The 20,844-nt window shown below is 73.1% G+C and carries 16 protein-coding genes and 1 tRNA gene; 11 read left to right on the plus strand and 6 right to left on the minus strand.

The annotated features are described in order from the left end of the window. Nucleotides 1–39: 39 nt before the first annotated feature. Both FB563_RS14680 and FB563_RS14685 read left to right on the plus strand, forming a co-directional pair. Nucleotides 40–723 carry a bifunctional DNA primase/polymerase gene (locus FB563_RS14680; protein ID WP_055709573.1) on the plus strand — a complete coding sequence of 228 codons (684 nt, stop codon included), beginning with the start codon at nt 40–42 and terminating at the stop codon, nt 721–723. A 198-nt stretch (nt 724–921) separates the two neighbouring features. Then, nucleotides 922–1,629 (plus strand): hypothetical protein, encoded by a 708-nt coding sequence (locus FB563_RS14685; RefSeq protein ID WP_234358021.1) that lies wholly within the window; start codon nt 922–924, stop codon nt 1,627–1,629. 244 nt (nt 1,630–1,873) lie between these two features. Here FB563_RS14685 and FB563_RS14690 read toward each other — a convergent pair whose 3' ends face one another. The 3 genes from FB563_RS14690 to FB563_RS14700 all read right to left on the minus strand — a co-directional run bounded on the left by FB563_RS14690 (nt 1,874) and on the right by FB563_RS14700 (nt 5,154). Beyond that, nucleotides 1,874–2,836, minus strand: a complete 963-nt coding sequence (locus FB563_RS14690; protein ID WP_055709574.1) for a DUF5926 family protein — start codon at nt 2,834–2,836, stop codon at nt 1,874–1,876. Between the two features lie 680 nt (nt 2,837–3,516). Then, the gene (locus FB563_RS14695; RefSeq protein WP_055709575.1) at nt 3,517–4,155 is read right to left on the minus strand and encodes an ATP-binding protein; all 639 of its coding nucleotides are present in this window, start codon (nt 4,153–4,155) and stop codon (nt 3,517–3,519) included. Nucleotides 4,156–4,323: 168 nt separating this feature from the next. Continuing rightward, nucleotides 4,324–5,154 carry a glycerophosphodiester phosphodiesterase gene (locus FB563_RS14700; protein WP_055709576.1) on the minus strand — a complete coding sequence of 277 codons (831 nt, stop codon included), beginning with the start codon at nt 5,152–5,154 and terminating at the stop codon, nt 4,324–4,326. Nucleotides 5,155–5,412: 258 nt separating this feature from the next. On the opposite strand from FB563_RS14700, the gene FB563_RS14710 reads away from it, so the two are divergent. The 3 genes from FB563_RS14710 (at nt 5,413) to FB563_RS14720 (ending at nt 8,257) form a co-directional block, all read left to right on the plus strand. Continuing rightward, the gene (locus FB563_RS14710; protein ID WP_142218702.1) at nt 5,413–6,906 is read left to right on the plus strand and encodes a S1C family serine protease; all 1,494 of its coding nucleotides are present in this window, start codon (nt 5,413–5,415) and stop codon (nt 6,904–6,906) included. Nucleotides 6,907–6,979: 73 nt separating this feature from the next. Beyond that, nucleotides 6,980–7,067: transfer RNA gene (locus tag FB563_RS14715), tRNA-Ser, on the plus strand. A gap of 203 nt (nt 7,068–7,270) precedes the next feature. Continuing rightward, nucleotides 7,271–8,257 carry a hypothetical protein gene (locus FB563_RS14720; protein ID WP_142218703.1) on the plus strand — a complete coding sequence of 329 codons (987 nt, stop codon included), beginning with the start codon at nt 7,271–7,273 and terminating at the stop codon, nt 8,255–8,257. Nucleotides 8,258–8,378: 121 nt separating this feature from the next. Here the strand turns inward: FB563_RS14720 and FB563_RS14725 are convergent, their stop codons facing one another. Further along, nucleotides 8,379–9,251: a bifunctional DNA primase/polymerase gene (locus FB563_RS14725; protein ID WP_142218704.1), complete on the minus strand. Its 873-nt coding sequence runs from the start codon at nt 9,249–9,251 to the stop codon at nt 8,379–8,381. Between the two features lie 371 nt (nt 9,252–9,622). On the opposite strand from FB563_RS14725, the gene FB563_RS14730 reads away from it, so the two are divergent. From FB563_RS14730 to FB563_RS14755, 6 genes are all read left to right on the plus strand, one after another. After that, entirely contained in the window at nt 9,623–9,940 is a 318-nt protein-coding gene (locus FB563_RS14730; RefSeq protein ID WP_055706249.1) for a hypothetical protein, read from the plus strand. A gap of 216 nt (nt 9,941–10,156) precedes the next feature. Then, entirely contained in the window at nt 10,157–11,092 is a 936-nt protein-coding gene (locus FB563_RS14735; protein ID WP_055706250.1) for a bifunctional MaoC family dehydratase N-terminal/OB-fold nucleic acid binding domain-containing protein, read from the plus strand. Between the two features lie 51 nt (nt 11,093–11,143). Then, nucleotides 11,144–11,587: a MaoC family dehydratase gene (locus FB563_RS14740; protein ID WP_055706251.1), complete on the plus strand. Its 444-nt coding sequence runs from the start codon at nt 11,144–11,146 to the stop codon at nt 11,585–11,587. Next, entirely contained in the window at nt 11,584–12,750 is a 1,167-nt protein-coding gene (locus FB563_RS14745; RefSeq protein ID WP_055706252.1) for a lipid-transfer protein, read from the plus strand. Before FB563_RS14740 ends, FB563_RS14745 begins: the two co-directional genes overlap by 4 nt. A 169-nt stretch (nt 12,751–12,919) precedes the next feature. After that, nucleotides 12,920–13,474: a SigE family RNA polymerase sigma factor gene (locus tag FB563_RS14750; RefSeq protein ID WP_055706253.1), complete on the plus strand. Its 555-nt coding sequence runs from the start codon at nt 12,920–12,922 to the stop codon at nt 13,472–13,474. A 115-nt stretch (nt 13,475–13,589) separates the two neighbouring features. Further along, nucleotides 13,590–15,245, plus strand: coding sequence for a long-chain fatty acid--CoA ligase (locus FB563_RS14755; RefSeq protein WP_055706254.1), 1,656 nt, complete (start codon nt 13,590–13,592; stop codon nt 15,243–15,245). Between the two features lie 66 nt (nt 15,246–15,311). Here the strand turns inward: FB563_RS14755 and FB563_RS14760 are convergent, their stop codons facing one another. Together FB563_RS14760 and FB563_RS14765 are read right to left on the minus strand one after the other, a co-directional pair. Beyond that, a complete protein-coding gene (locus tag FB563_RS14760; protein WP_079048770.1) occupies nt 15,312–19,943 on the minus strand; it encodes a hybrid sensor histidine kinase/response regulator in 4,632 nt (1,543 codons plus the stop codon). A 279-nt stretch (nt 19,944–20,222) separates the two neighbouring features. Beyond that, nucleotides 20,223–20,669, minus strand: a complete 447-nt coding sequence (locus tag FB563_RS14765) for an SSI family serine proteinase inhibitor (RefSeq protein WP_055706256.1) — start codon at nt 20,667–20,669, stop codon at nt 20,223–20,225. Nucleotides 20,670–20,844: the final 175 nt, after the last annotated feature.

Here is a 20,844-nt window from a genome sequence, read left to right on the forward strand (position 1 = left end):
CGGTGTTGCCAGCGGTGCAACGGAAAGGAACGAGCGCTCATGCGCGAGATCCTCGGAAGGCGACGCAGGCTCCTGTCCAGGCGGAACGACGGGAGGCCCCGGCGTGAGGAGAGGCCTGAGCTGATCAGCGCGGCCCTGACCTTCGCGACCGAATGGCAGTGGCCGGTACTCCCGGGCGTGGCCCCGGACCCGCAGGGGCGTGCCCGGTGCGCCTGCCCCGACCCGGAGTGCACGGTGCCCGGTGCGCACCCCTTCGATCCCGGCCTGCTCGCCGCCACGACCGACGCCCGCATGGTGCGCTGGTGGTGGGCCAACCGGCCGAGCGCGCCGATCGTCCTGGCCACCGGGGGCAAGGCGCCCTGTGCGGTCAGCCTGCCGGCGCTCGCCGCCTCCCGCGCCCTCGCCCTGCTCGACCGGCGGGGCATGCGCCTCGGTCCGGTGATCGCCGCCCCGGCACGCTGGGCGCTGCTGGTGAAGCCGTACTCCCTGGAGCAGTTGGGCGAACTGCTCTACGCCAAGGACTTCGTCCCCGGCTCCCTGCGGTTCCACGGCGAGGGCGGTTACCTCGCCCTGCCCCCGTCGGAGACCGGCCAGGGCGCCGTCCGCTGGGAGCGTGCCCCGCTACCGGGCTCGGCCTCACCCTGGGTGCCCGATGTGGAGGCCGTGGTGGACGCCGTGGTCGACGCCCTCACTCGTACGGGTGTGAGCGCGCCCGAGTTGTAGCGGCGTGCGGCGCGGGCGCGGTCGCGAGCACCGCCGGGTCGTTATCTTCCGCACATGCTGCATATGTCTGGGGGACATGGCCGTCGGGCCTCTGGGGGGCCTTCTGGGCGGCACGGCCGCCGATCGACACGGGGCGCGGCGCGGCCGCCGAGAGTACGGCCGGCCGGGGCGCGCGAGCCGGACTCCCGGAAGCTGCGGTTGCTCGCGCTCGTGGGTGTCGTGACGGCCGCGGTCGTGCTGCCGCTCGCCGTGGCGTCCGCCGGGCAGGTGGGCGGGTCGATCCGGCACACGGTGGCCGAGAAGGCACGGGACGCCGTACGGGCCACCGCGGGTGAGGGCGCTTCGGGGCGCGCCCTCGCGAGCGACAAGGGCGCCGGGAGCGAGCCGGGTTCCGGGCGGAGTGAGCGGGGTTCCCGCCGGAAGGGGGGCTCCGGGCAGGGTGACGCGGGCTCTGGGCAAGGTGATGCGGGTGCCGGGCGGGAGGACGCCAAGCTGCCCTCGCTCGACGGGTCCCCTCGACTGCTCGGGCTGGGTCTGGCCACCGCCGCGCGGTGCGGCGCCCAGCTCACCTCTCCCGACGGCATCGAGGCGCAGACCTGCGTCCTGGCCCAGGGCGGCGACACCTGGGCCCGCACCTACTACCGCAACTCCACCGGCGAGCGGCTGGATGCCGTGCTCAGTCTGATGGGTCCGGCTGGTCACAGTGTGCAGATGCACTGTGTCACGGGCGGCGACGACGAGCCCGCCACCTGCGAGACGCCCCGGGAACGCAGCAGGGGCGGCATGGACGGCTACACGGCCGTCACCGAGTTCGCCAGGCGCGGGGCCGACGGCGCGCTGCTGCTGCGCTCGAGCAGCGACTCGGCGGACGGCGACGGCAAGTACGGTTCCGACAACGGCAGTTGATGCTCCGCGGCGCGCTGTGGGCGGCGTACGCGGACATGGAAAGACCCGGTTGCTGGCGACGGGGGATGCACCAGCAACCGGGCTACTGGAACGGTAACAAGAGATCGGCGGTTCGCAAATTCCGTCTGGGGCATTCGGCCACCGATTTCCCTGTCAGCAGGGCGAGTTGTGACAGGAGTCACCTGCTTTGCGGGCTGTGCGCGCGCCTTACCGACCGTTCAGTCGTCAGGCGCGCGCGGCGGCGTCAGCTGAGCGTGACCTGCCGGTTGGTCAGTCCGCCACGGGCCCGGCGCTCGTCCGCGGTGAGCGGCTCGGTGGCGGCCAGGGCGGCGCCCAGGCGCTCGGCGAACTCGGCGGCCGGCTTCTCCACGTCGTCCGCCGTGACCCCGCTCGGCAGGTCCCAGACCGGCACGGTGAGGCCGTGAGCACGGAAGGAGCCCACGAGGCGGGTGCCCTCGCCCAGCTGGGAACGGCCCGCCGCGTGCAGTCGCGCCAGAGCGTCCAGAAGCTGCTCCTCCGGATGCGGCATCACCCAGCGCAGGTGGTTCTTCTCGGGGGTCTCGCACCAGTACGCGGCGTCCACACCGGTCAGTCTCGCCGTCGGGATGGCGGCCGCGTTGGCCCGCTCCAGGGAGGCGGTCACCTCGGGCGTGGCGTTCTCCGCGTCCGGCACCCAGAACTCGAAGCCGCTGTGCACGACCGGCTCGAACGGCGCCTGGAGGTCGAGCACGTCCTGCAGCCGCGGGCCGCCGGCCGGGGCGCGGCGGCCCTGCACCGGGGTGCCGGCCTCGGCCGTCAGGGCGCGCTGGAGGGTGTCGGCGAGGTCGCGGCTGAGGTCACCGGACGCCGTGTCGTTCTGCAGGCCCAGCAGGACCGAGCCGTCGTCACGCCGCAGTGCGGGCCAGGCCATCGGCAGCACCGTGGCCAGCGTGACGGACGGGACGCCCTCGGGCAGGCCGTCCTTGAGGGTCAGCTCGACCGTCGCGGCCGGCACCAGCTCGCGCAGCGCCACCCAGTCGCACTCGCCGGGCAGCCCCTCGAACGGGCGGTGCACCAGCTCCGTCGCCGCGTGCGCCGCGGCCCGGCCGTGGCACGCCTTGTAGCGCCGGCCGCTGCCGCAGGGGCAGGGCTCGCGCGCGCCGACGACCGGGATCTCCTCATCGGTCAGCTGTGGCTTGGCCTTCGTCTGGGGTCGCTTCTTGGCCATCGTGGGTGTCTCCCGGTTACGGCGCTTCTCGTACGGGCGGGAGCCTAGCCGTTCAGGCCATGACCGGCGGGAACCTGTGGACAACGCACGCCCGCTCGACGCCAACGGTGTGAACCTGTGGAGAACTTCGGGGCGTCCCCGACTCGCCGCAGCGTCTTCCGAGGAGGGGTCCTGGCTCACCGGCCCGGCTCTCGACCGCCGGTCCGGTCCAGGTCGGGTGGTGCCGGCTTTCGTCCGGTGGTTCTGGCTTTCGGGCGCCGTGCGGTCTGTCGGGCCGACGTCGGGTGGTGCCGGCCCTCGTCCGCCCGTCCCGCCCTCGGGCACCGACCGGCCTGTCCGGCCGACGTCCGGTGGTCCTGGCCCTCGTCCGCCGGTCCCGCCTCGGGCTCCGTCTGCCGGGACCGGCTTCAGGCCTCCGTCCGGCGGCGCGGGTCACGGTGCGCGTCCGCCGGTCCAGGATCTCGCGCTCCGTCCGCCGGTCCTGGATCTGGCGCTCCGCTTGCCAGGCTCGGCTCTCAGGCTCCGTTCAGCTGGTCCGGTTCCTCGACCGCGTCCTTCGGACCGGTGTCGTTCACCGCGTGACCCAGGTCCTCGAAAATGACCGTCGGTCCGGTGTCCCGGGTCGCGCGGTGCCAGGGCCTCGATCAGGCCCGGCGCGTCCAACTCGCCGACCGTGTCCGTCAGTCGAGGTCCTTGAAGGCGTCCGCGAAGTCCAGCTCGGGCAGGTCCGGGAGTGCGGGGGACGTGACGCGCGTAGCGAAGCCGTTCCGGCGGCAGCCTGCATCGGGATCGTGCACGTCCTCGTGGACCACCACCCAGACCGTCACCTCGCCGTGGACGTCGTCCCGGACGCCCCAGTCGTCGGCGAGGGCCGTGATGATGTTCAGCCCACGGCCGCCGTGTGCGGTCACCGACGGGGTGGCCGGCGCCGGGCGGGTCGGACCGCCACCGTCCGTCACCTCGACGATGAGCCGTCCCCGCGCGTCCACTCGCCACGCGGCGCGCACGTCACCGTCGCCGGCCGGCGCGTCGCCGAGGGGCCGCCCGTGTTTGCACGCATTGCTCAGCAGTTCGGAAAGGATCAGTACGGCATCGTCGATGACCGATTCGGCCACGCCACCGCTGCGCAACTGCGAACGCATCCGGTGTCTCGCCTTCCCCACGCCCGCAGGGCCATGGGGTACGGCCATGCTCGACGACGTGGGCACCTCCTGTGCCACCACCAACGCCACCCCCGAGACCTCCTTTGCCCCACGCCACGGTGTGGATGCCCCATTGGCCTGTACCGGAAACCGGCCAATCCTCTTCCGGTGACGCATTCGCAACGGCCCTGCACGGAGCGAACGCGCCGGAGCACTCCCTGTGACGAAGGCCTTTTCTCTGGACGTCGTATGGCTGGATTTCAGTGGTGTGGCCGAGAGTGGAGGATTCAGCAGCCGCACAGCGGGGTCAAGGGACGGACACAGCTCCTTACCCGCCTCTTGAGGTCACAGGCGCCCCAGCCGGCGCAGCACCGCGCGCGGGCGGTTGGTGATGATGGCGTCGATGCCCAGCTCGACGCAGAGATCGACGTCCTCGGGCTCGTTCACGGTCCACACGTGCACCTGGTGACCGGCGCGTCGCAGCCGCTCCACATAGGCGGGGTTGTTGCGCACGATGCGGATCGAGGGCCCCGCGATCCGCACTCCCGCGGGCAGCCGTCCGTCGCGCAGCCGGGGCGTGAGGAACTGCACCAGATAGACCGTCGGCAGCGTCGGCGCGGCGGCACGCACGCGGTGCAGCGAGCGCGCGGAGAAGCTCATGACCCGGACCTGGGACTCGGCGGCGGAGGCCGGTGCGTCCAGTCCGAACCGCTTCAGCAGGGTCAGCAGCCGCTCCTCGACCTGGCCGGCCCAGCGCGTGGGGTGCTTGGTCTCGATGGCGAGTTCCACCCGCCGTCCGGCGTCCGCGACCAGCTCCAGCAGCCGCTCCAGCGTGAGCACGGAGGTCTCCTCGCGGTCCTCCGGCCGGTGCTCCCAGTCGGGCTCCTCGTCCCGTCCGCGCCAGCTCTCGCGCGTCTTCCAGGAACCGAAGTCGAGCGCGGCGAGATCGGCCAGTTCCAGCGCGGAGACGGCGCCGCGGCCGTTGGAGGTACGGTTCACCCGCCGGTCGTGGACGCAGACCAGGTGGCCGTCGGCGGTGAGCCGTACGTCGCACTCGAGGGCGTCGGCGCCGTCCTCGATCGCCTTCTTGTAGGCGGCCAGGGTGTGCTCGGGCGCGTCCTCGGAGGCGCCACGGTGGGCGACGACCTGGACGGAGCGCTGTAGTGCGTGGGTCACCGCGTCATGGTGCCACCGTCCGGGGGTGCGTGGGGGTGCTCAGGCGCACTTCTGCCCGTTTATGTAACTTTTGAAAGCAAGGCCCTATGTAAGGACTGGTCATGGACCCACAGCCACCGCTTATGGTGCCCTGACGGCTCGTGGGAAAAGCTGACCGCATACAAACGGAACCGTGAAGACTGACCACAGCACCATGCGCAGCCGCCGAGCGTGACCGTGCGACCGAACACCAACAGCCGTGGACCGAGGAGAAGAGCTGTGAGCACCGAGAACGAGGGCAACGAGGTACCCCAGGCCCCGTCCGCACCTCCTGTGCCGGTGGCCTCTCCCGCCGCTTCCCCGCAGGGCTCCGCCCCCGGGGGGAACGAGCCGACGGCCCCCCTCCCGCCCGTACCCCACGACGCTCCCGCCGCGGCCGGAACCCACCCGGGCGAGCCCACCACCGCGCACGGGTCCGGCCCGGCCGCCTCGGGTCCGGCCCCCGACGGCTCCTGGCCGCCCCCGCCGCCGGCCACCCCGCCCTACGGCGAGGGCGCGGCCCACGGTGACGGCGCCATCGGTGGCTTCGGTGCGGGTGGCGTGGGCGCCGGCGGCTGGGGAGCGTCGTGGCAGCAGCCCGCGCCCAAGCCCCGCAGCGGCCGCGGCGGTCTCGTCGCCGCCGTCCTGGTGGCCGCGCTGGTCGCGGGCGGCCTGGGCGGCGGCCTCGGCTACACCCTGGCCAAGGACAACGACAGCAGTGGCTCCACCACCGTCTCCGCCTCCGACAGCGGCGCCACCCAGGTCAAGCGCGCGCCCGGCACGATCGCCAACGTGGCCGCCCGGGCGCTGCCCAGCACCGTCACCATCGAGGCCGAGAGCACCAACGGCGAGGGCGGCACGGGCACCGGCTTCGTCTTCGACAAGCAGGGGCACATCGTCACCAACAACCACGTGGTGGCGGACGCGCTCGACGGCGGCAAGCTGACCGCCACCTTCCCGAACGGCAGGAAGTACGACGCCGAGGTCGTCGGCCACGCGCAGGGCTACGACGTGGCGGTCATCAAGCTCAAGAACCCCCCGTCCGACCTCAACCCGCTGGCCCTCGGCGACTCCGACAAGGTGGCCGTCGGCGATGAGACGATCGCCATCGGCGCCCCCTTCGGCCTGTCCAACACGGTGACGACCGGCATCATCAGTGCCAAGAACCGCCCGGTGGCCTCCAGCGACGGCAGCTCCAGCAGCAAGGCGTCGTACATGAGCGCGCTGCAGACCGACGCGTCGATCAACCCGGGCAACTCCGGCGGCCCGCTGCTGGACGCCTCCGGGGCGGTGATCGGGATCAACTCGGCGATCCAGTCGACCAACAGCGGCGGCTTCGGCTCCGGCCAGTCCGGCTCGATCGGCCTGGGCTTCGCCATCCCGATCAACCAGGCCAAGTACGTCGCCCAGCAGCTGATCAAGACCGGCAAGCCGGTGTACGCCAAGATCGGCGCCTCGGTGTCGCTGCAGGACTCCTCCAACGGCGCGAAGATCACCGACCAGGGCTTGGGCGGCTCCGCCGCGGTCGAGCCGGGCGGCCCCGCCGAAAAGGCGGGCCTCAAGCCGGGTGACGTCATCACCAAGCTGGACGACATGGTGATCGACAGCGGCCCGACCCTGATCGGCGAGATCTGGACCCACAAGCCCGGCGACAAGGTCACGATCACCTACAAGCGCGGCGGCCAGGAACACACGGTCCAGCTGACCCTGGGCTCCCGAGTCGGCGACAACTGACCCGACCGACCGGCACGCCGGACGTCCGATCCCGGTACGCTGTACCCGCTCCGTCCCAGGTGGGCGCGAGCGAGGTGGGTTGCCCGAGCGGCCTAAGGGAACGGTCTTGAAAACCGTCGTGGCGCGAGTCACCGTGGGTTCAAATCCCACACCCACCGCCAGCTCAATGGCCCCTGACCAGGCAGACCGGTCAGGGGCCATTGTGTTGGGCGCTGCCCATGAGTGGCCGCTGTTCCCCGCGGTTCCCCGTCATCCCTGGCATTGACATGCCCGAAACACCTTAATATGTGCAGGTCACCGGAGGGGGAGCATGATCGAAGTGAGACACACGTGCCCACATTGCGGACACGGCACAGGCCGGCTGATGCGTGTCGACCACGAAGGCGTTTCCAACTGCGCGCGCTGCCACAGGAGTGACTGGTCCCGTCGGTTCCCGTTTCCTGAGCCGGATCCCCACCGGGCGCAGCAGGAAGCACGCCGTGCAGAACTGAACGCGCTCTTCTCCGACTGGCTGTCACGCAACAAGCAGTCCACCCGTGACAAGACTCCCGAACCCATCACCCTGCCCCCGCCACGGCGCCCGGAGATGAAACGGGAGCGACTTGTCGAGCACGTCCCCGACAGGAAGCCCACCGAATCCAACACGGCTCAGGACACGAAGAACAGAGTGAGGAAGAGCCTCCTGGGCTACGGAGGCCTGTTGGTAGGGCTGGTGGCTTGGTTCGCCATCGTCGCGGGGGTCGCTGACGGTGACCAGGTCAAGGCCGCATCCGCCAAGCCAACAGCGTCGCCTGGCGTGTCCGCCCGTCCATCGGTCAAATCCTCCGTGCCTCCGTCGCCTTCACAGCAGCCGGCTCCCACGGAGCCGGTGAGGGACTACCAGGACTGGGACCTTGCCAAGGCTGTGGCGGACGCCCACAAGCGCCACGCCAGGTCGGTGACGTACACGGACCTGAGCGACCTGAACCGTAGTCCGGTTCACCTCGGCAATTGGAAGGTGTGCTCTCAATGGCCTGATGCTGGTGCCAACAGCACCGGAACTGTCACGTTCGCGGTTCTGAAGACGAACGAGGCGTGCGCCTGGCCGCCGCTGCCCGACTCCGGTCACGACTCGTCCTCGAACGGCAGCTCTGGCTCCAGCTCGGGCGGAAGCACGTCGACGTCTGCCGGCTCGCCCGCATCAGGCAGCTCCACCACGACGCAGTTGTGCAGCATCCGGTCCAACGCCGGTAACTGCTATCACGCCGGTCAGTTCTGCCGGAGGATCGACGTGGGGGCAACGACCACGGACGCGGCAGGGCGGGAGATCACCTGCGACTACGAGGCCGGCGCGAATCGCTGGCACTACTGAGGGGCCGGCGTGCTCGTCTGGGACACGCACCGGGCACGACGACGATGACGGCGGCTCCGCAGGGATGCCGGCGCGCCTCTGACCTGCGGCGCAGCGGTCAACGGCCGTGATCGGCCCGCTGTCACGGCCGGTGCCCCGTCATCCGGGCCGCGGAGGCGATCGTCGCGCGGGCCTCGCGTTCGGACAGGCCGGTGCCCAGGGCCGCCTCGGTCAGGGGGTCGGCCAGGGCGGGGCCGATGCCGTTCTCGTAGGCGCGGCAGGCCGCCCAGAAGAGGCGGGTGTTGCGCTGGCCCTCATGCGCGGCGAGGACGAACTGGACCAGGCCGCGGCCGTGGTCGCCGGGGACCGAAGGGTGCGCGTGCGGGGACCGGGGTGGCGGCACGAGCAGGCGCAGGAGGGACGGCGGGCAGGGGGCGGGGGCCAGGTGCGCGGTGCCGGGGGCGGTCGTGTACACGCCGTGGTCGGTGCGGGAGCCGGGGCCCACGAGGTAGCCGCCGGCGCCGCGGATGTCGATGCCGGGGGCGAGGCGCCCGGCTGAGTTCGGTACGACGACGTCCGGCGGGCCGGTGAGCCACAGGTGGCGCCCGCCGCTCGGGGTGCGGACCACGACCGTCTCCGGGATGGTGAACAGATGGCGCAGGGCCAGCTCGCGCAGCGCGGTCGAGGAGCTCGTGCCGGACTTGGTGTCCAGGTCGACGCCGATCAGGTGGTGGGGCGGCAGCCCGCAGGCGATGCCGTACCCCGTGGCCCAGGGCGCGGCGGCGAACAGCTCGCGGATGCGGACGGGGTCGGTCGAGGCGTCGTACACGCCGTGTCCGAAGCGGCCGCACTCGCCGTGGCAGCGCGGTCCGGCCGGGTCGGGGTCGTCGCGGTGGGGGGAGCGCAGGGCCGGAAGCTTCGTCCGGGACAGGGGGATGACGGCCAGGCCGCGTTCGGCGGCTGACAGTGCGTGTGCGAGGGCCAGCGTCGTGGCCTGCCGGTCGGTGTAGGCCATGTCTCCATGTTCGTACGTACGTTCGAAAAAGGGAAGGGGTGGCCGGTGGCGGCGCGCCCGGACCCGGAAGGTGGCCGGATGTTCGAAGGAACGGTTCATCCCTTGTGGTGCTTTGCAGCGGAAAAGCTCTGTCTGATCTCTTCTGCTCTGTGAAGGCGCGAAAGACGGCGATAGGGGTTTATCGACTTGTCATCACGCTTGCGTGCGAATCAGGCCTTACCTGGTGGTTCGCCGGGGATTCGGTGGGCAACCCTGATCTCGCGACGTCGTCCACGACCGTCAGAGCGGCCGGCCAACTGCCCTGACACAAGCCGTACTTCACGCACTGCCGGCCCAAGGGGCCGCAGGGTTCTCTGTTCTGGAGGAACAACATGGCAAGTATCCGTACCGCCCGCGTTCTCGCCGCTGTCGCCGCGCTCCCCCTCGCAGCCGCCCTCCTCGGCGGCGTCGCGGCCGCCGACAACGGCTCCCTCGCGGACAACGGATCGAGCGCCAACACCGGTGTGGCGGGCGTCATCGGCAGCGGAGTCGGCCACGACAACCACGGAAACTCGTCCACCACGCAGCAGAACGCGGTCGGCAACGGCGCCTCGAACCAGAGCAGCTCCGCCCAGGTCAACGGCTCCGCGTGGACGGCGATCCAGCAGGGCAACGACAACGTCGCCGTCCACTTCACCGAGCTGTGGTGACCCGGCGGCGAGGTCCCTCCCGCTGAGGGCCCTCGCGGGGTGTGCTTCGGGGTCGTCACACGTCTGCGCGGCGGTACTTCGGTGCCGCCGCGCAGGCGTTCTGCCGCGTCCGGCTCCGTGCCCGGCGACCTTGACACCCACCGAGATCTGACGGACAGTCAGAAACTGGCGGGCGTTCGTCATGATGATGCGGCCCGGGACGGCGAGGAGGCGGCGGTGAGCGCGCAGGAGGCGGTTCACGACCCGCTCGGCGCACGGCTCAAGGCGTACGAGGGGCGGCCGGCGGCCGTCGCGGGGCTGGGCAAGGACCCGGTGAACGCGCCGATGATCCGGCACTGGTGCGAGGCCATGGGCGACACCAACCCGGCCTACTCGGGCCCGGACGCCATCGCCCCGCCCACCATGCTCCAGGCCTGGACGATGGGCGGCCTGTCCGGACACGAGGGCCGCACGGGCGCCTACGACGACCTGCTGTCCCTCCTCGACGCCTCGGGCTGTACGGCCGTGGTGGCCACGGACTGCGAGCAGGAGTACCTACGGCCCCTGCGCCCGGGTGACCGGGTCACGTTCGACTCGGTGATCGAGTCGGTCTCCGGCCGCAAGACGACGAAGCTGGGCACCGGGTACTTCATCACGACCCGCACGGACGTCCGGGTCGACGGCGACCTCGTGGGCACTCACCGCTTCCGCATCCTCAAGTACGCCCCGGCCCGCCGCACACCCCCGGCCCCGCGCCCGCGTCCGGTGGTGGGCCGGGACAACGCCGGCTTCTGGCAGGGCGTGGCCGAGCGCAGACTCCTCATCCAGCGCTGCACGGACTGCGGCACCCTGCGCCACCCCTGGCTGCCGGGCTGCAACGCGTGCGGCTGCCTGGACTGGGACACGGTCGAGGCGAGCGGTGAGGGCACGGTCTACTCGTACGTGGTGATGCACCACCCGCCCTTCCCGGCCTTCGACCCTCCCTACGCGGTCGCCCTCGTCGAACTCGCCGAGGGCGTGCGGATGGTGAGCAATGTGACCGGGGTGCCGTACGACAAGGTGCGCATCGGGTTGCCCGTCCGGGTGGAGTTCCGCAGCTACGAGGACGTGGAGGGCACGCTGGTCCTCCCCGTCTTCCGGGTCGCCGAGGGCCACGGCGGGGACGAGGCCTGACCCATGGACACCGAGGCGACAGGGGCGTTGATCGCACGTGGGGAGCGGGTCATGAAGACGGCGCCGAAAACGGCACTCACGGCGGGCGCCGAGCTGCCCCCGCTGGAGATCCCGGTCACGCGGACGCTGATCGTGGCGGGAGCGATCGCGTCGCGGGACTACCAGGACGTGCACCACGACGCCGAGTCGGCCCGGCAGAAGGGCTCACCGGACGTCTTCATGAACATCCTGACGACGAACGGCCTGGTCGGGAGGTACATCACGGACCACTTCGGCCCGACGGCGGTGCTCCGCAAGGTCGCCATCCGGCTCGGTGCCCCCAACTACCCGGGAGACACGATGGTGTTGACGGGCACGGTCGAGGCGGTCGACGGCGACACCGCCACCGTGCGGGTCGTCGGCGCCAACTCCCTCGGCAGGCATGTGACGGGCACGGTGACGGTCACGGTCCCGGCGGTCCCCGCCCCCGCCCCGGACGCGGAGGGCCGTTCATGAGCGCCCGGGTGCGCGACACCCTGGCCGGGCGCGCCGCGATCGCCGGGATCGGGGCCACCGAGTTCTCCAAGGACTCGGGCCGCAGCGAGCTGCGGCTGGCCGTGGAGGCGGTACGGGCCGCGCTGGACGACGCGGGGCTGGCGCCGGCGGACGTGGACGGGATGGTGACGTTCACGATGGACACCAACCCGGAGATCACGGTGGCCCAGGCCTGCGGGATGGGCGAGCTGTCCTTCTTCTCCCGGGTGCACTACGGCGGCGGCGCGGCCTGCGCGACCGTGCTCCAGGCGGCGCTGGCGGTGGCGACGGGCGTGGCGGAAGTGGTGGTCTGCTACCGCGCCTTCAATGAACGCTCGGGCCGGAGGTTCGGCGCCGGCGTGCAGCACCGGGAGCCGTCGGCGGAGGGCGTGGCGCTCGGCTGGGTGCTGCCGTTCGGGCTGCTCACGCCGGCCTCCTGGGTGGCGATGGCGGCCCAGCGGTATCTGCACGCGTACGGGCTCACGCCGGAGGTGTTCGGGCACGTGGCCGTGGTGGACCGCAGACACGCGGCGACGAACCCGGCGGCGTACTTCCACGGCCGCCCGATCACGCTCGCCGAACACGCGGCGTCCCGCTGGATCGTGGAGCCGCTGCGGCTGCTGGACTGCTGCCAGGAGACGGACGGCGGGCAGGCGATCGTCGTCACCTCGGTGGAGCGGGCCCGGGACCTGCCGCACCCCCCGGCCGTGATCGCGGCGGCCGCCCAGGGCGCGGGCCGGGCGCAGGAGCAGATGACCAGCTTCTACCGGGACGATCTGACCGGCCTGCCGGAGATGGGCGCGGTGGCCCGCCGGCTGTGGCGGGCCTCCGGGCTCGGCCCCGCCGACATCGACGTGGGGATCCTGTACGACCACTTCACCCCGTTCGTGCTGATGCAGCTGGAGGAGTTCGGGTTCTGCGGGAACGGGGAGGCGGCGGACTTCGTGGCCGAGGAGCGGCTGCCGCTGAACACCCACGGGGGCCAGCTCGGGGAGGCGTATCTGCACGGGATGAACGGCATCGCGGAGGCGGTACGCCAGTTGCGGGGCACGGCGGTGAACCAGATACCGGGCGCGACCCGGACCCTGGTGACGGCCGGCACCGGGGTGCCTACATCGGGCCTGGTCCTGACGGCGGACGGCTGAGCGGCGGGCCCGCCCGCCGCAGGGAGTCAGGGTCGAACCCGTAGAAGGCGTCATCCCCCCGTCCACCTTCAGGAGGTGCAGCCGGCCCCACTCCTACAACCTGAGGGGGACGCTGCTTCGGGACCTGCGGCCGATCCGCCGGGCCTGGGCCCGCCCCTAGCGTGGAGCCATGACCACACCCGTCTGCACCAGCGCCTCGGCCCCCGCCGCACCAGCGCGGCAGACCCCTTACCCGTCGTTCGCGTCGTATGTGCGGGCCCGGCAGCCGGTCCTGCTGCGCACGGCGCGCTCGCTCACCGCGAACCTGAGCGACGCCGAGGACCTGCTGCAGACCGCGCTCGCCAAGACCTATGTGGCCTGGGAGCGGATCGAGGACCAGCGGGCGCTGGACGGCTATGTGCGCCGGGCGCTGCTGAACACCCGGACCTCGCAGTGGCGCAAGCGCAGGGTGGACGAGTTCACCTGCGACGAGCTGCCCGAGCCGGAGCCCGTGCCGGGCGACGACGACCCGGCCGAGCGGCAGGCGCTGCACGACGCCATGTGGCGGGCCATCACCAGGCTGCCGGCGCGGCAGCGGGCGATGGTCGTGCTCCGGTACTACGAGGACCTCAGCGAGGCGCAGACCGCCGAGGTGCTCGGGGTGTCGGTGGGCACGGTGAAGTCGGCGGTGTCGCGTGCGCTGGCCAAGCTGCGTGAGGATCCCGAGCTGGGCCTGGTCCGGTAGCGGCCGGATCGCGGAGGGCCGAATTGGGCTCGCCCTAGTGACATACCGCGCGGTATGTGCGCAGAATCAGCGGAACCTCTACCACCGCACAGGCAATGTCGCCCAGGAGGACTCCGTGCTGAGCACCATGCAGGACGTACCGCTGCTGATCTCGAGGATCCTGACCCACGGGGCCGCGGTCCACGGATCCTCGCGGGTGACCACCTGGACCGGCGACTCCGGGCCGCACCGGCGTACCTTCGCCGAGGTCGGCGCCCGCGCCGCGCAGCTGGCGCACGCCCTGCGGGACGAGCTGGGCGTGACCGGCGACGACCGGGTGGCCACGCTGATGTGGAACAACGCCGAGCACGTCGAGGCGTACTTCGCGATCCCCTCCATGGGCGCGGTGCTGCACACCCTCAACCTGCGGCTGCCCGCCGAGCAGCTGGTGTGGATCGTCAACCACGCCGCCGACCGCGTGATCATCGTCAACGGCTCGCTGATCCCGATGCTCGCGCCGCTGCTGTCCAAGCTGCCGACGGTGGAGCACATCGTCGTCTCCGGGCCGGGCGACCGCTCCCCGCTCGACGGCGCAGGCGCCCAGGTCCACGAGTACGAGGAACTGATCGCGGACCGGCCGACGGCGTACGACTGGCCGGAGCTCGACGAACGCCAGGCCGCCGCCATGTGCTACACCTCCGGCACGACCGGCGACCCCAAGGGCGTGGTGTACAGCCACCGTTCGATCTACCTGCACTCCATGCAGGTCAACATGACCCAGTCGATGGGCCTGACCGACCAGGACACCTCCCTCGTCGTCGTCCCCCAGTTCCACGTCAACGCCTGGGGCCTGCCGCACGCCACCTTCATGACCGGCGTGAACCTGCTGATGCCGGACCGCTTCCTGCAGCCCGCCCCGCTCGCCGAGATGATCGAGAGCGAGAAGCCGACCCATGCCGCGGCCGTCCCGACCATCTGGCAGGGCCTGCTCGCCGAGCTGACCGCCCGCCCCCGCGACGTGACGTCCCTCACCCAGGTCACCATCGGCGGCTCCGCCTGTCCGCCCTCCCTCATGGCAGCCTTCGACAAGCTCGGCATGCGGGTCTGCCACGCCTGGGGCATGACGGAGACCTCGCCGCTGGGCACGGTGGCCCGTCCGCCGGCCCACGCGGCCGGCACCGAGGAGGAGTTCGCCTACCGCCTCACCCAGGGCCGCTTCCCGGCCGGTGTCGAGGCCCGGCTCACCGGCCCCGGCGGCGAACGCCTCGCCTGGGACGGCGAGTCGGCGGGCGAGCTGGAGGTGCGCGGCCCCTGGATCGCGGGCGCGTACTACAACGGCCCCGACGCCGAACCCCTCCGCCCCGCCGACAAGTTCAGCGAGGACGGCTGGCTGAAGACGGGTGACGTCGGCACCATCTCCCCCGACGGCTTCCTCACCCTCACCGACCGCGCCAAGGACGTCATCAAGTCCGGCGGCGAGTGGATCTCGTCGGTGGAGCTGGAGAACGCGCTGATGTCCCACCCGGACGTCACCGAGGCCGCGGTGGTCGCCGTACCCGACGAGAAGTGGGGCGAGCGCCCGCTGGCCACGGTCGTCCTCAAGGAGGGCGCCACCGCCGACTTCGAGACCCTGCGCTCCTTCCTCGCCGAGGAGGGCCGCATCGCCAGGTGGCAGCTGCCCGAGCGCTGGACGATCGTCGAGTCGGTGCCGAAGACGAGCGTGGGCAAGTTCGACAAGAAGGTGCTGCGCCGGCGGTACGCGGACGGGGAACTGGACGTCACCCGCCTGTGACACCGCCGGACGCGCCCCGGGCCGCAGCGGCGGCCCGGGGTTCTACGCGTACGAGCGGCGCCTGAGCTAGTTGGTGCCGATCCGCGCCAGCAGATCCACGATCCGGCTCTGCACCTCCGTGCTCGTCGACCGCTCCGCGAGGAACAGCACCGTCTCGCCCGAGGCCAGCCGGGGCAGGTCGGCCTGGTCGACGGCGGCGGTGTAGACGACCAGCGGGGTGCGGTTGAGCTGCCCGTTGGCGCGGAGCCAGTCGATGATCCCGGTGAACCCGGCCTGCCGGCGCCGCACCTGCATCAGGTCCATCACCACCAGGTTCGGCCGGAACTGCCCCGCCAGCGTCACCGCGTCGTTGTCGCTCGCGGCCCGCGCCACCTGCATCCCGCGCCGCTCCAGCGTCGACGTCAGCGCCAGCGCGATCTCCGCGTGCTCCTCGATGAGCAGCACCCGCGGCGGATGCTGCTCGCTGTCCCGCGGCGCCAGCGCCTTCAGCAGTACGGCGGGATCGGCGCCGTACGCCGCCTCGCGCGTCGCCTGTCCGAGCCCGGCCGTGACCAGCACCGGCACCTCGGCCGCGACGGCGGCCTGCCGCAGCGACTGCAGGGCCGTACGCGTGATGGGGCCCGTCAGCGGATCCACGAACAGCGCGGCCGGGAACGCCGCGATCTGCGCGTCGACCTCCTCACGGGAGTGCACGATCACCGGCCGGTAGCCGCGGTCGCTCAGCGCCTGCTGGGTCGTCGCGTCCGGCGCGGGCCACACCAGCAGCCGGCGCGGGTTGTCCAGCGGCTCCGGCGGCAGCTCGTCGTCGAGCGGCTGCGGACGCGGGGTGTCCGCGATCTCGACCGCACCACCGGGACCGTCCAGCGGCTCGGGGCCCTCGGCGGCGTCGGCGTCCGGCGCGCCTATGGCGTACGACCGTCCGGCGCCCTCGGTGGCCGGGGCGAGCCGGGACTGCCCGGCCAGGGACGGATGCGCCGAGGCCGGCTGTGCGGCCGCCTGCTCCGGCTCCTGGCGCTCGGCCGGGTCGGGAGGCGTGCCGAGCTTGCGCCGGCGGCCGGAACCGCCCGGCGCGTGCGGCGGCGGGGTGGGCGTCGGCTGCTGCACCTGGGCGGCCTGCCGCGAGAACGGCACACCCTGCCCGAGCGTGCGGACGCTGATCGCCCGTCCCTGCGTCGAGTCCTCGGCGGGCAACGGCTGCGCGGCCCGCGGCGCCTGGGCTGCGGCGGGTTCCGCGGGCAGCGGCGTGCCGGGGGCCGGCGCACCGGTCTGCGGTACGGGCGTGCCCGCGCCGGAGGTGTCGTCGGACGCGGCACCGGGCCACTGCTGCGGCACGCCGGCCGCCGGCACCGGTCCGGTACCGGCCTGCGCGGGCAGCGGCTGGGCGCTCGGTACACCTCCGGGCGGGGTCGAGGTCGTTGCCGGGGCGGACTGCTGGGCCGGGACTGCCTGTCCCCCGGCCGCCGGGACCGGCCGGCCGGCAGTGCCCTGCGCGGGCGCGGCGGGCTGGGCCACGGGCGCCTGCGGTACGGCCGCCTGCTGACCGGGCGCGGAGGCACCGGCGGGGGCGACACCGGCCGGGGCGCCGGGTGCCGCCGCGGGCGCCGCCGCCGGAACGGCCTGGGCGGGGATGCCCTGTCCGGCCGTACCCTGCGCCGGAATGCCGTGAACCGGCGTGCCCTGACGGGGAGTCGGCGTACCCGCAGTCCGGGGTCCGGCCTGCCCGGGAGCGACCGGTACGCCCTGAGGGGGAGTCATCTGCCCCGGCACGGTCGGTACGGCCTGCCCGGGAGCCGCCTGGGCGGGAGCGACCTGTCCCTGTGCGGCCTGTGCCTGCTGAGCGGGATCCGCCGACTGGGCCACGGCGCGGCGCCGCCGACCGGTCGGGGCGCTGGTCGGATGCGGCTGCGGCGGGGTGTGGTCCCCGGACTGGTCGAGCGGTACGGCGTCGTGCCGGCCCTCGGCACCCGGTGCCCCCGCGGCGGACAGCGGCGGCTGAGCGGGCACCTGCACCGGCCCAGAGGCCTGAGGTGGAACGGGAACCGGACCGGCAGCCGGCCCGGCGCCCTGCGGCTGCCCCTCGGCAGCACCGGGAACGGCGGCAGCACCGGGAACGGCGGCCGCGCCAGGACCGACGGGCACGGCCGTACCCGGGCCGACCGGCACGGCCGGACCCCCAGGACCGACCGGCACGGCGCCTCCCGTCCCCACCGGCACACCGGCACCCGGAAGGCCACCGGCCGGCGGAACCGTACCCACTCCGCTCGCCGCGTCCGCGGACTCCGGGGAACGGTCGGCCTCGGCCGGCGGCAGGGCGAAGACCGTACGCACACCGGCCTCCTGGGCGGCGGCGCGCTCCGCCGCCGCGGCCAGCGCGCGCCGACGCCGGCCGGTCGGCCGGCCGCCCTCGGCCGGAACGGCCTCGGCACCCGGAACGGCCTGCGCGCCCGGAACGGTCTCGGCACCCGGAGCCGGCGCGCTGCCCGCCGCCGGCAGTGCGGGCGCGGGCGGCAGGGCGGCCTGCGGGGCGCCGGAGGCGGGGCGGGCACGCCGGCCCGCGGGCGCGGGCACGCCCTGCGGCGGAACGGCGGAGCCGAGTCCCGTACCGGAGGCGGCGGCCCCCGCGGCATGCTCGGCCGCGGTCACCACCGCGCCCTCGCTCACACCCGCGCCGGCACCGGCGCCGCTGTCGGCGGGGCGGCCGCGGCGTCGTCCGGTACCCCCGGACGCGGCCTCCGCGCCCTCGGCCGGGACCGCGCCGGTCTCGTCGGCGGGCGCGGCGGCACGCCGGCGGCGGCGCCCGGTCGGCGCGGGGCCGTCGGGGTCACCGGCCTGACCGGCACCGGAAACGTCACTCTCCAGGAAGGCGTCGGTGGAGGACCGCCGGGCCCGCCGCCGCCCACCGGCTGCCTGCTCGCCGGCACCGGCCTCGAACACGGCCACCTCGCCGGCGCCGGAGCCCTGCCCGCCCGCGTCCGGCGCGGCGGCCGGGAGTTCGGCGGCGGGCGCCTGCCCCGCGGCCACCCCGTCGACCGTCCCGGCGCCACCGCCGAGCGGCACCTCCAGGACGTACGCGCTGCCGCTCATGCCCGGCACCTCGTGCGTCTGCAGCACGCCGCCGTGGGCCCGTACGATCCCGCGCACGATCGGCTCGTGCACCGCGTCTCCACCGGCGTACGGCCCGCGCACCTCGATCCGCGCGACCTCACCGCGCTGCGCGGCCGCGACCACGACGGTGTTGTCCAGGTAACCGCCCGCGGAGACGGGCGAGTTGCCGGTGGCGTCGACACCGGCGACGTCCGCCACCAGGTGAGCGAGCGCGGTGGCGAGCCGCTGCGGGTCGACCTCGGCCTCGATGGGCGGCGCGTGCACGGCGAACTGCACCCGCCCCGGTCCGATCAGCTCGACGGCCCCGTCCACACCGGCGGCGACGACGGCGTCCAGCAGTACCTTCGTACGGGTGATGTCCTCGGCGCCCGCGTCCAGCCGCTGGTAGCCGAGGACGTTGTCGATGAGGGTGGTGATCCGGGAGTACCCGGCGCTCAGGTGGTGCAGCACCTGGTTGGCCTCGGGCCACAGCTGCCCGGCGTCGTCGGCGGCCAGGGCCGCCAGCTCGCGCCGCAGCTCCTCCAGCGGCCCGCGCAGCGACTGGCCCAGCAGGGTCAGCAACTGCTCGTGCCGCCCGGCGAGCGCCTCGTACCGGTCCTTCTCCCGCTCGGCGAGCGCGGCGTAGCGCTCCTCGCCGGCCGCGAGCTCCTCGGCGTGCTTCTCCCGCAGCTCCTCGAGCTCGGTGACGTGCTGCTGGCGCAGCGCGGTCAGATCGGAGGCGTGCTCCTCGGTGAGCCGCTCGACCTCCTCCGCGTGCGCCTTCTCCAGCGCGGCCTTCTCCTCGGCGAGGGTCTCGTACGGCCGCCGGTCGGTGAAGGTCATCACGGCGCCGACGAGCTGGTCCCCGTCCCGCACGGGCGCGGTGGTCAGATCGACGGAGACCTTCTCGTCCCCCTTGGACCACAGCACCTGCCCGCGCACCCGGTGCTTGCGCCCGGAGCGCAGGGTGTCGGCGAGCGGCGACTCCTCGTACGGGAACGGTGACCCGTCGGCACGCGAGTGCAGCACCAGCGCGTGCAGCTCCCTGCCGCCGAGCTCCCCGGCCCGGTAACCCAGTATCTGGGCGGCGGCCGGATTGACGAGCACGATCCGCCCGTCGGTGTCCGTCCCCACCACACCTTCCGAGGCGGCCCGCAGGATCATCTCGGTCTGCCGCTGCGAGCGCGCCAGCTCGGCCTCGGTGTCGACGGTCCCGGAGAGGTCCCGGACGACGATCATCAGCAGCTCGTCACCGGTGTACCCGTAACCGTCGTACGCCTGCTGCCCGTTCTCCAGATTCGCGCTCGTGACCTCGACGGGGAACTCGGACCCGTCGGTCCGCCGCGCGACCATCCGCGTCGGCTTGGTCCGCCCCCGCGGATCCATGTGATCGGGCCGCCGCATGGACCCCGGGATCAGCCGCGAGTCGAAATCGGGCAGCAGATCGAGCAGCCCACGCCCCACGAGAGCCGTACCGGGTGCCTCGAACGCCTCGAGCGCGATGGTGTTGGCGTTGACGACGGTTCCGTTGGCGTTGACCAGGACCAACGCGTCCGGCAGCGCGTCGAGTATGGCTGCGAGGCGAGCAGCGCCTCGGGATGGCCTGCTGCTCACGAGACGCCTTCCTCCCTGTTACCGCACCTTGCCGACCGCTCGGGCCATCTTGCCAACCGGCCCGCGACGTGTCACGCGAGGGAGTCTAAGCGCACACGTTGCGCTCGCGACGCCGGATGAGAGGGAGGTCCCACGACGAAGTGACACCGAACCGGCCACCACCCGCCGACCACCCCCTGCGGCTCCGCGAGACCTTCGCGGGACTTTTACGGGAGCGTTGATTTCACCGGGGGAGCCCCGCGCGCCGGGTGGCCGGCCGGGGCGGGGCCTCACACGGCATTACGTCGCCGGGCCCGACTTCGGGAGCAGTGGCACCATCCGGTCCCACCGCCCGGTCTCGCACCCGTCGCTGCGGTCGTAGGCGGCATCGATGCCGCGTCCGGCCCAGGTGCCGGTCACCCGCGCGGTGGCCGGTCCGCCGTAGAGCATGGTGCAGTCGGTGCCGGACGCGACGGGGGCGAAGAGGTCCCGCCCCCACCGTGCGCGCTCGTCCAGCATCCGACAGGCCTCCGCCGCGTCCGGATGACTGCCACCGGCCGGATGACAGAACAGCTCGTACGTCCCGTCCCACCCGGACCCGGCATGCCGCACGACGACGGTGAGGTGATCACCGGGCCGGTCCTCGGGCCGCACGGGCGGCGGCACGACGGGCGCGGCGACGGCGGGTACGGCGGAGAGGCCGACCAGGGCGGACAGGACCACCGGGACGGACGCGCCGGCGAGCACGGCCGCGCCCCCGCCATGCGCATGCCGCCGTCGCCGGGCCCTGCGCCCCGGACCCCGCTGAAGAGGAAAAACCATGCCCTGCCCAACGCCCCGACCGCCCGGACGTTGCGTCCGCGCCGCGCCGGGCAGAAGCCCTTTGCCCTGCGACCCGACTGCCTAGTACCGTGGGGGTCGA

Origin of the sequence: Streptomyces puniciscabiei, from assembly GCF_006715785.1 — a bacterium.
GTDB classification, from domain to species: domain Bacteria; phylum Actinomycetota; class Actinomycetes; order Streptomycetales; family Streptomycetaceae; genus Streptomyces; species Streptomyces puniciscabiei.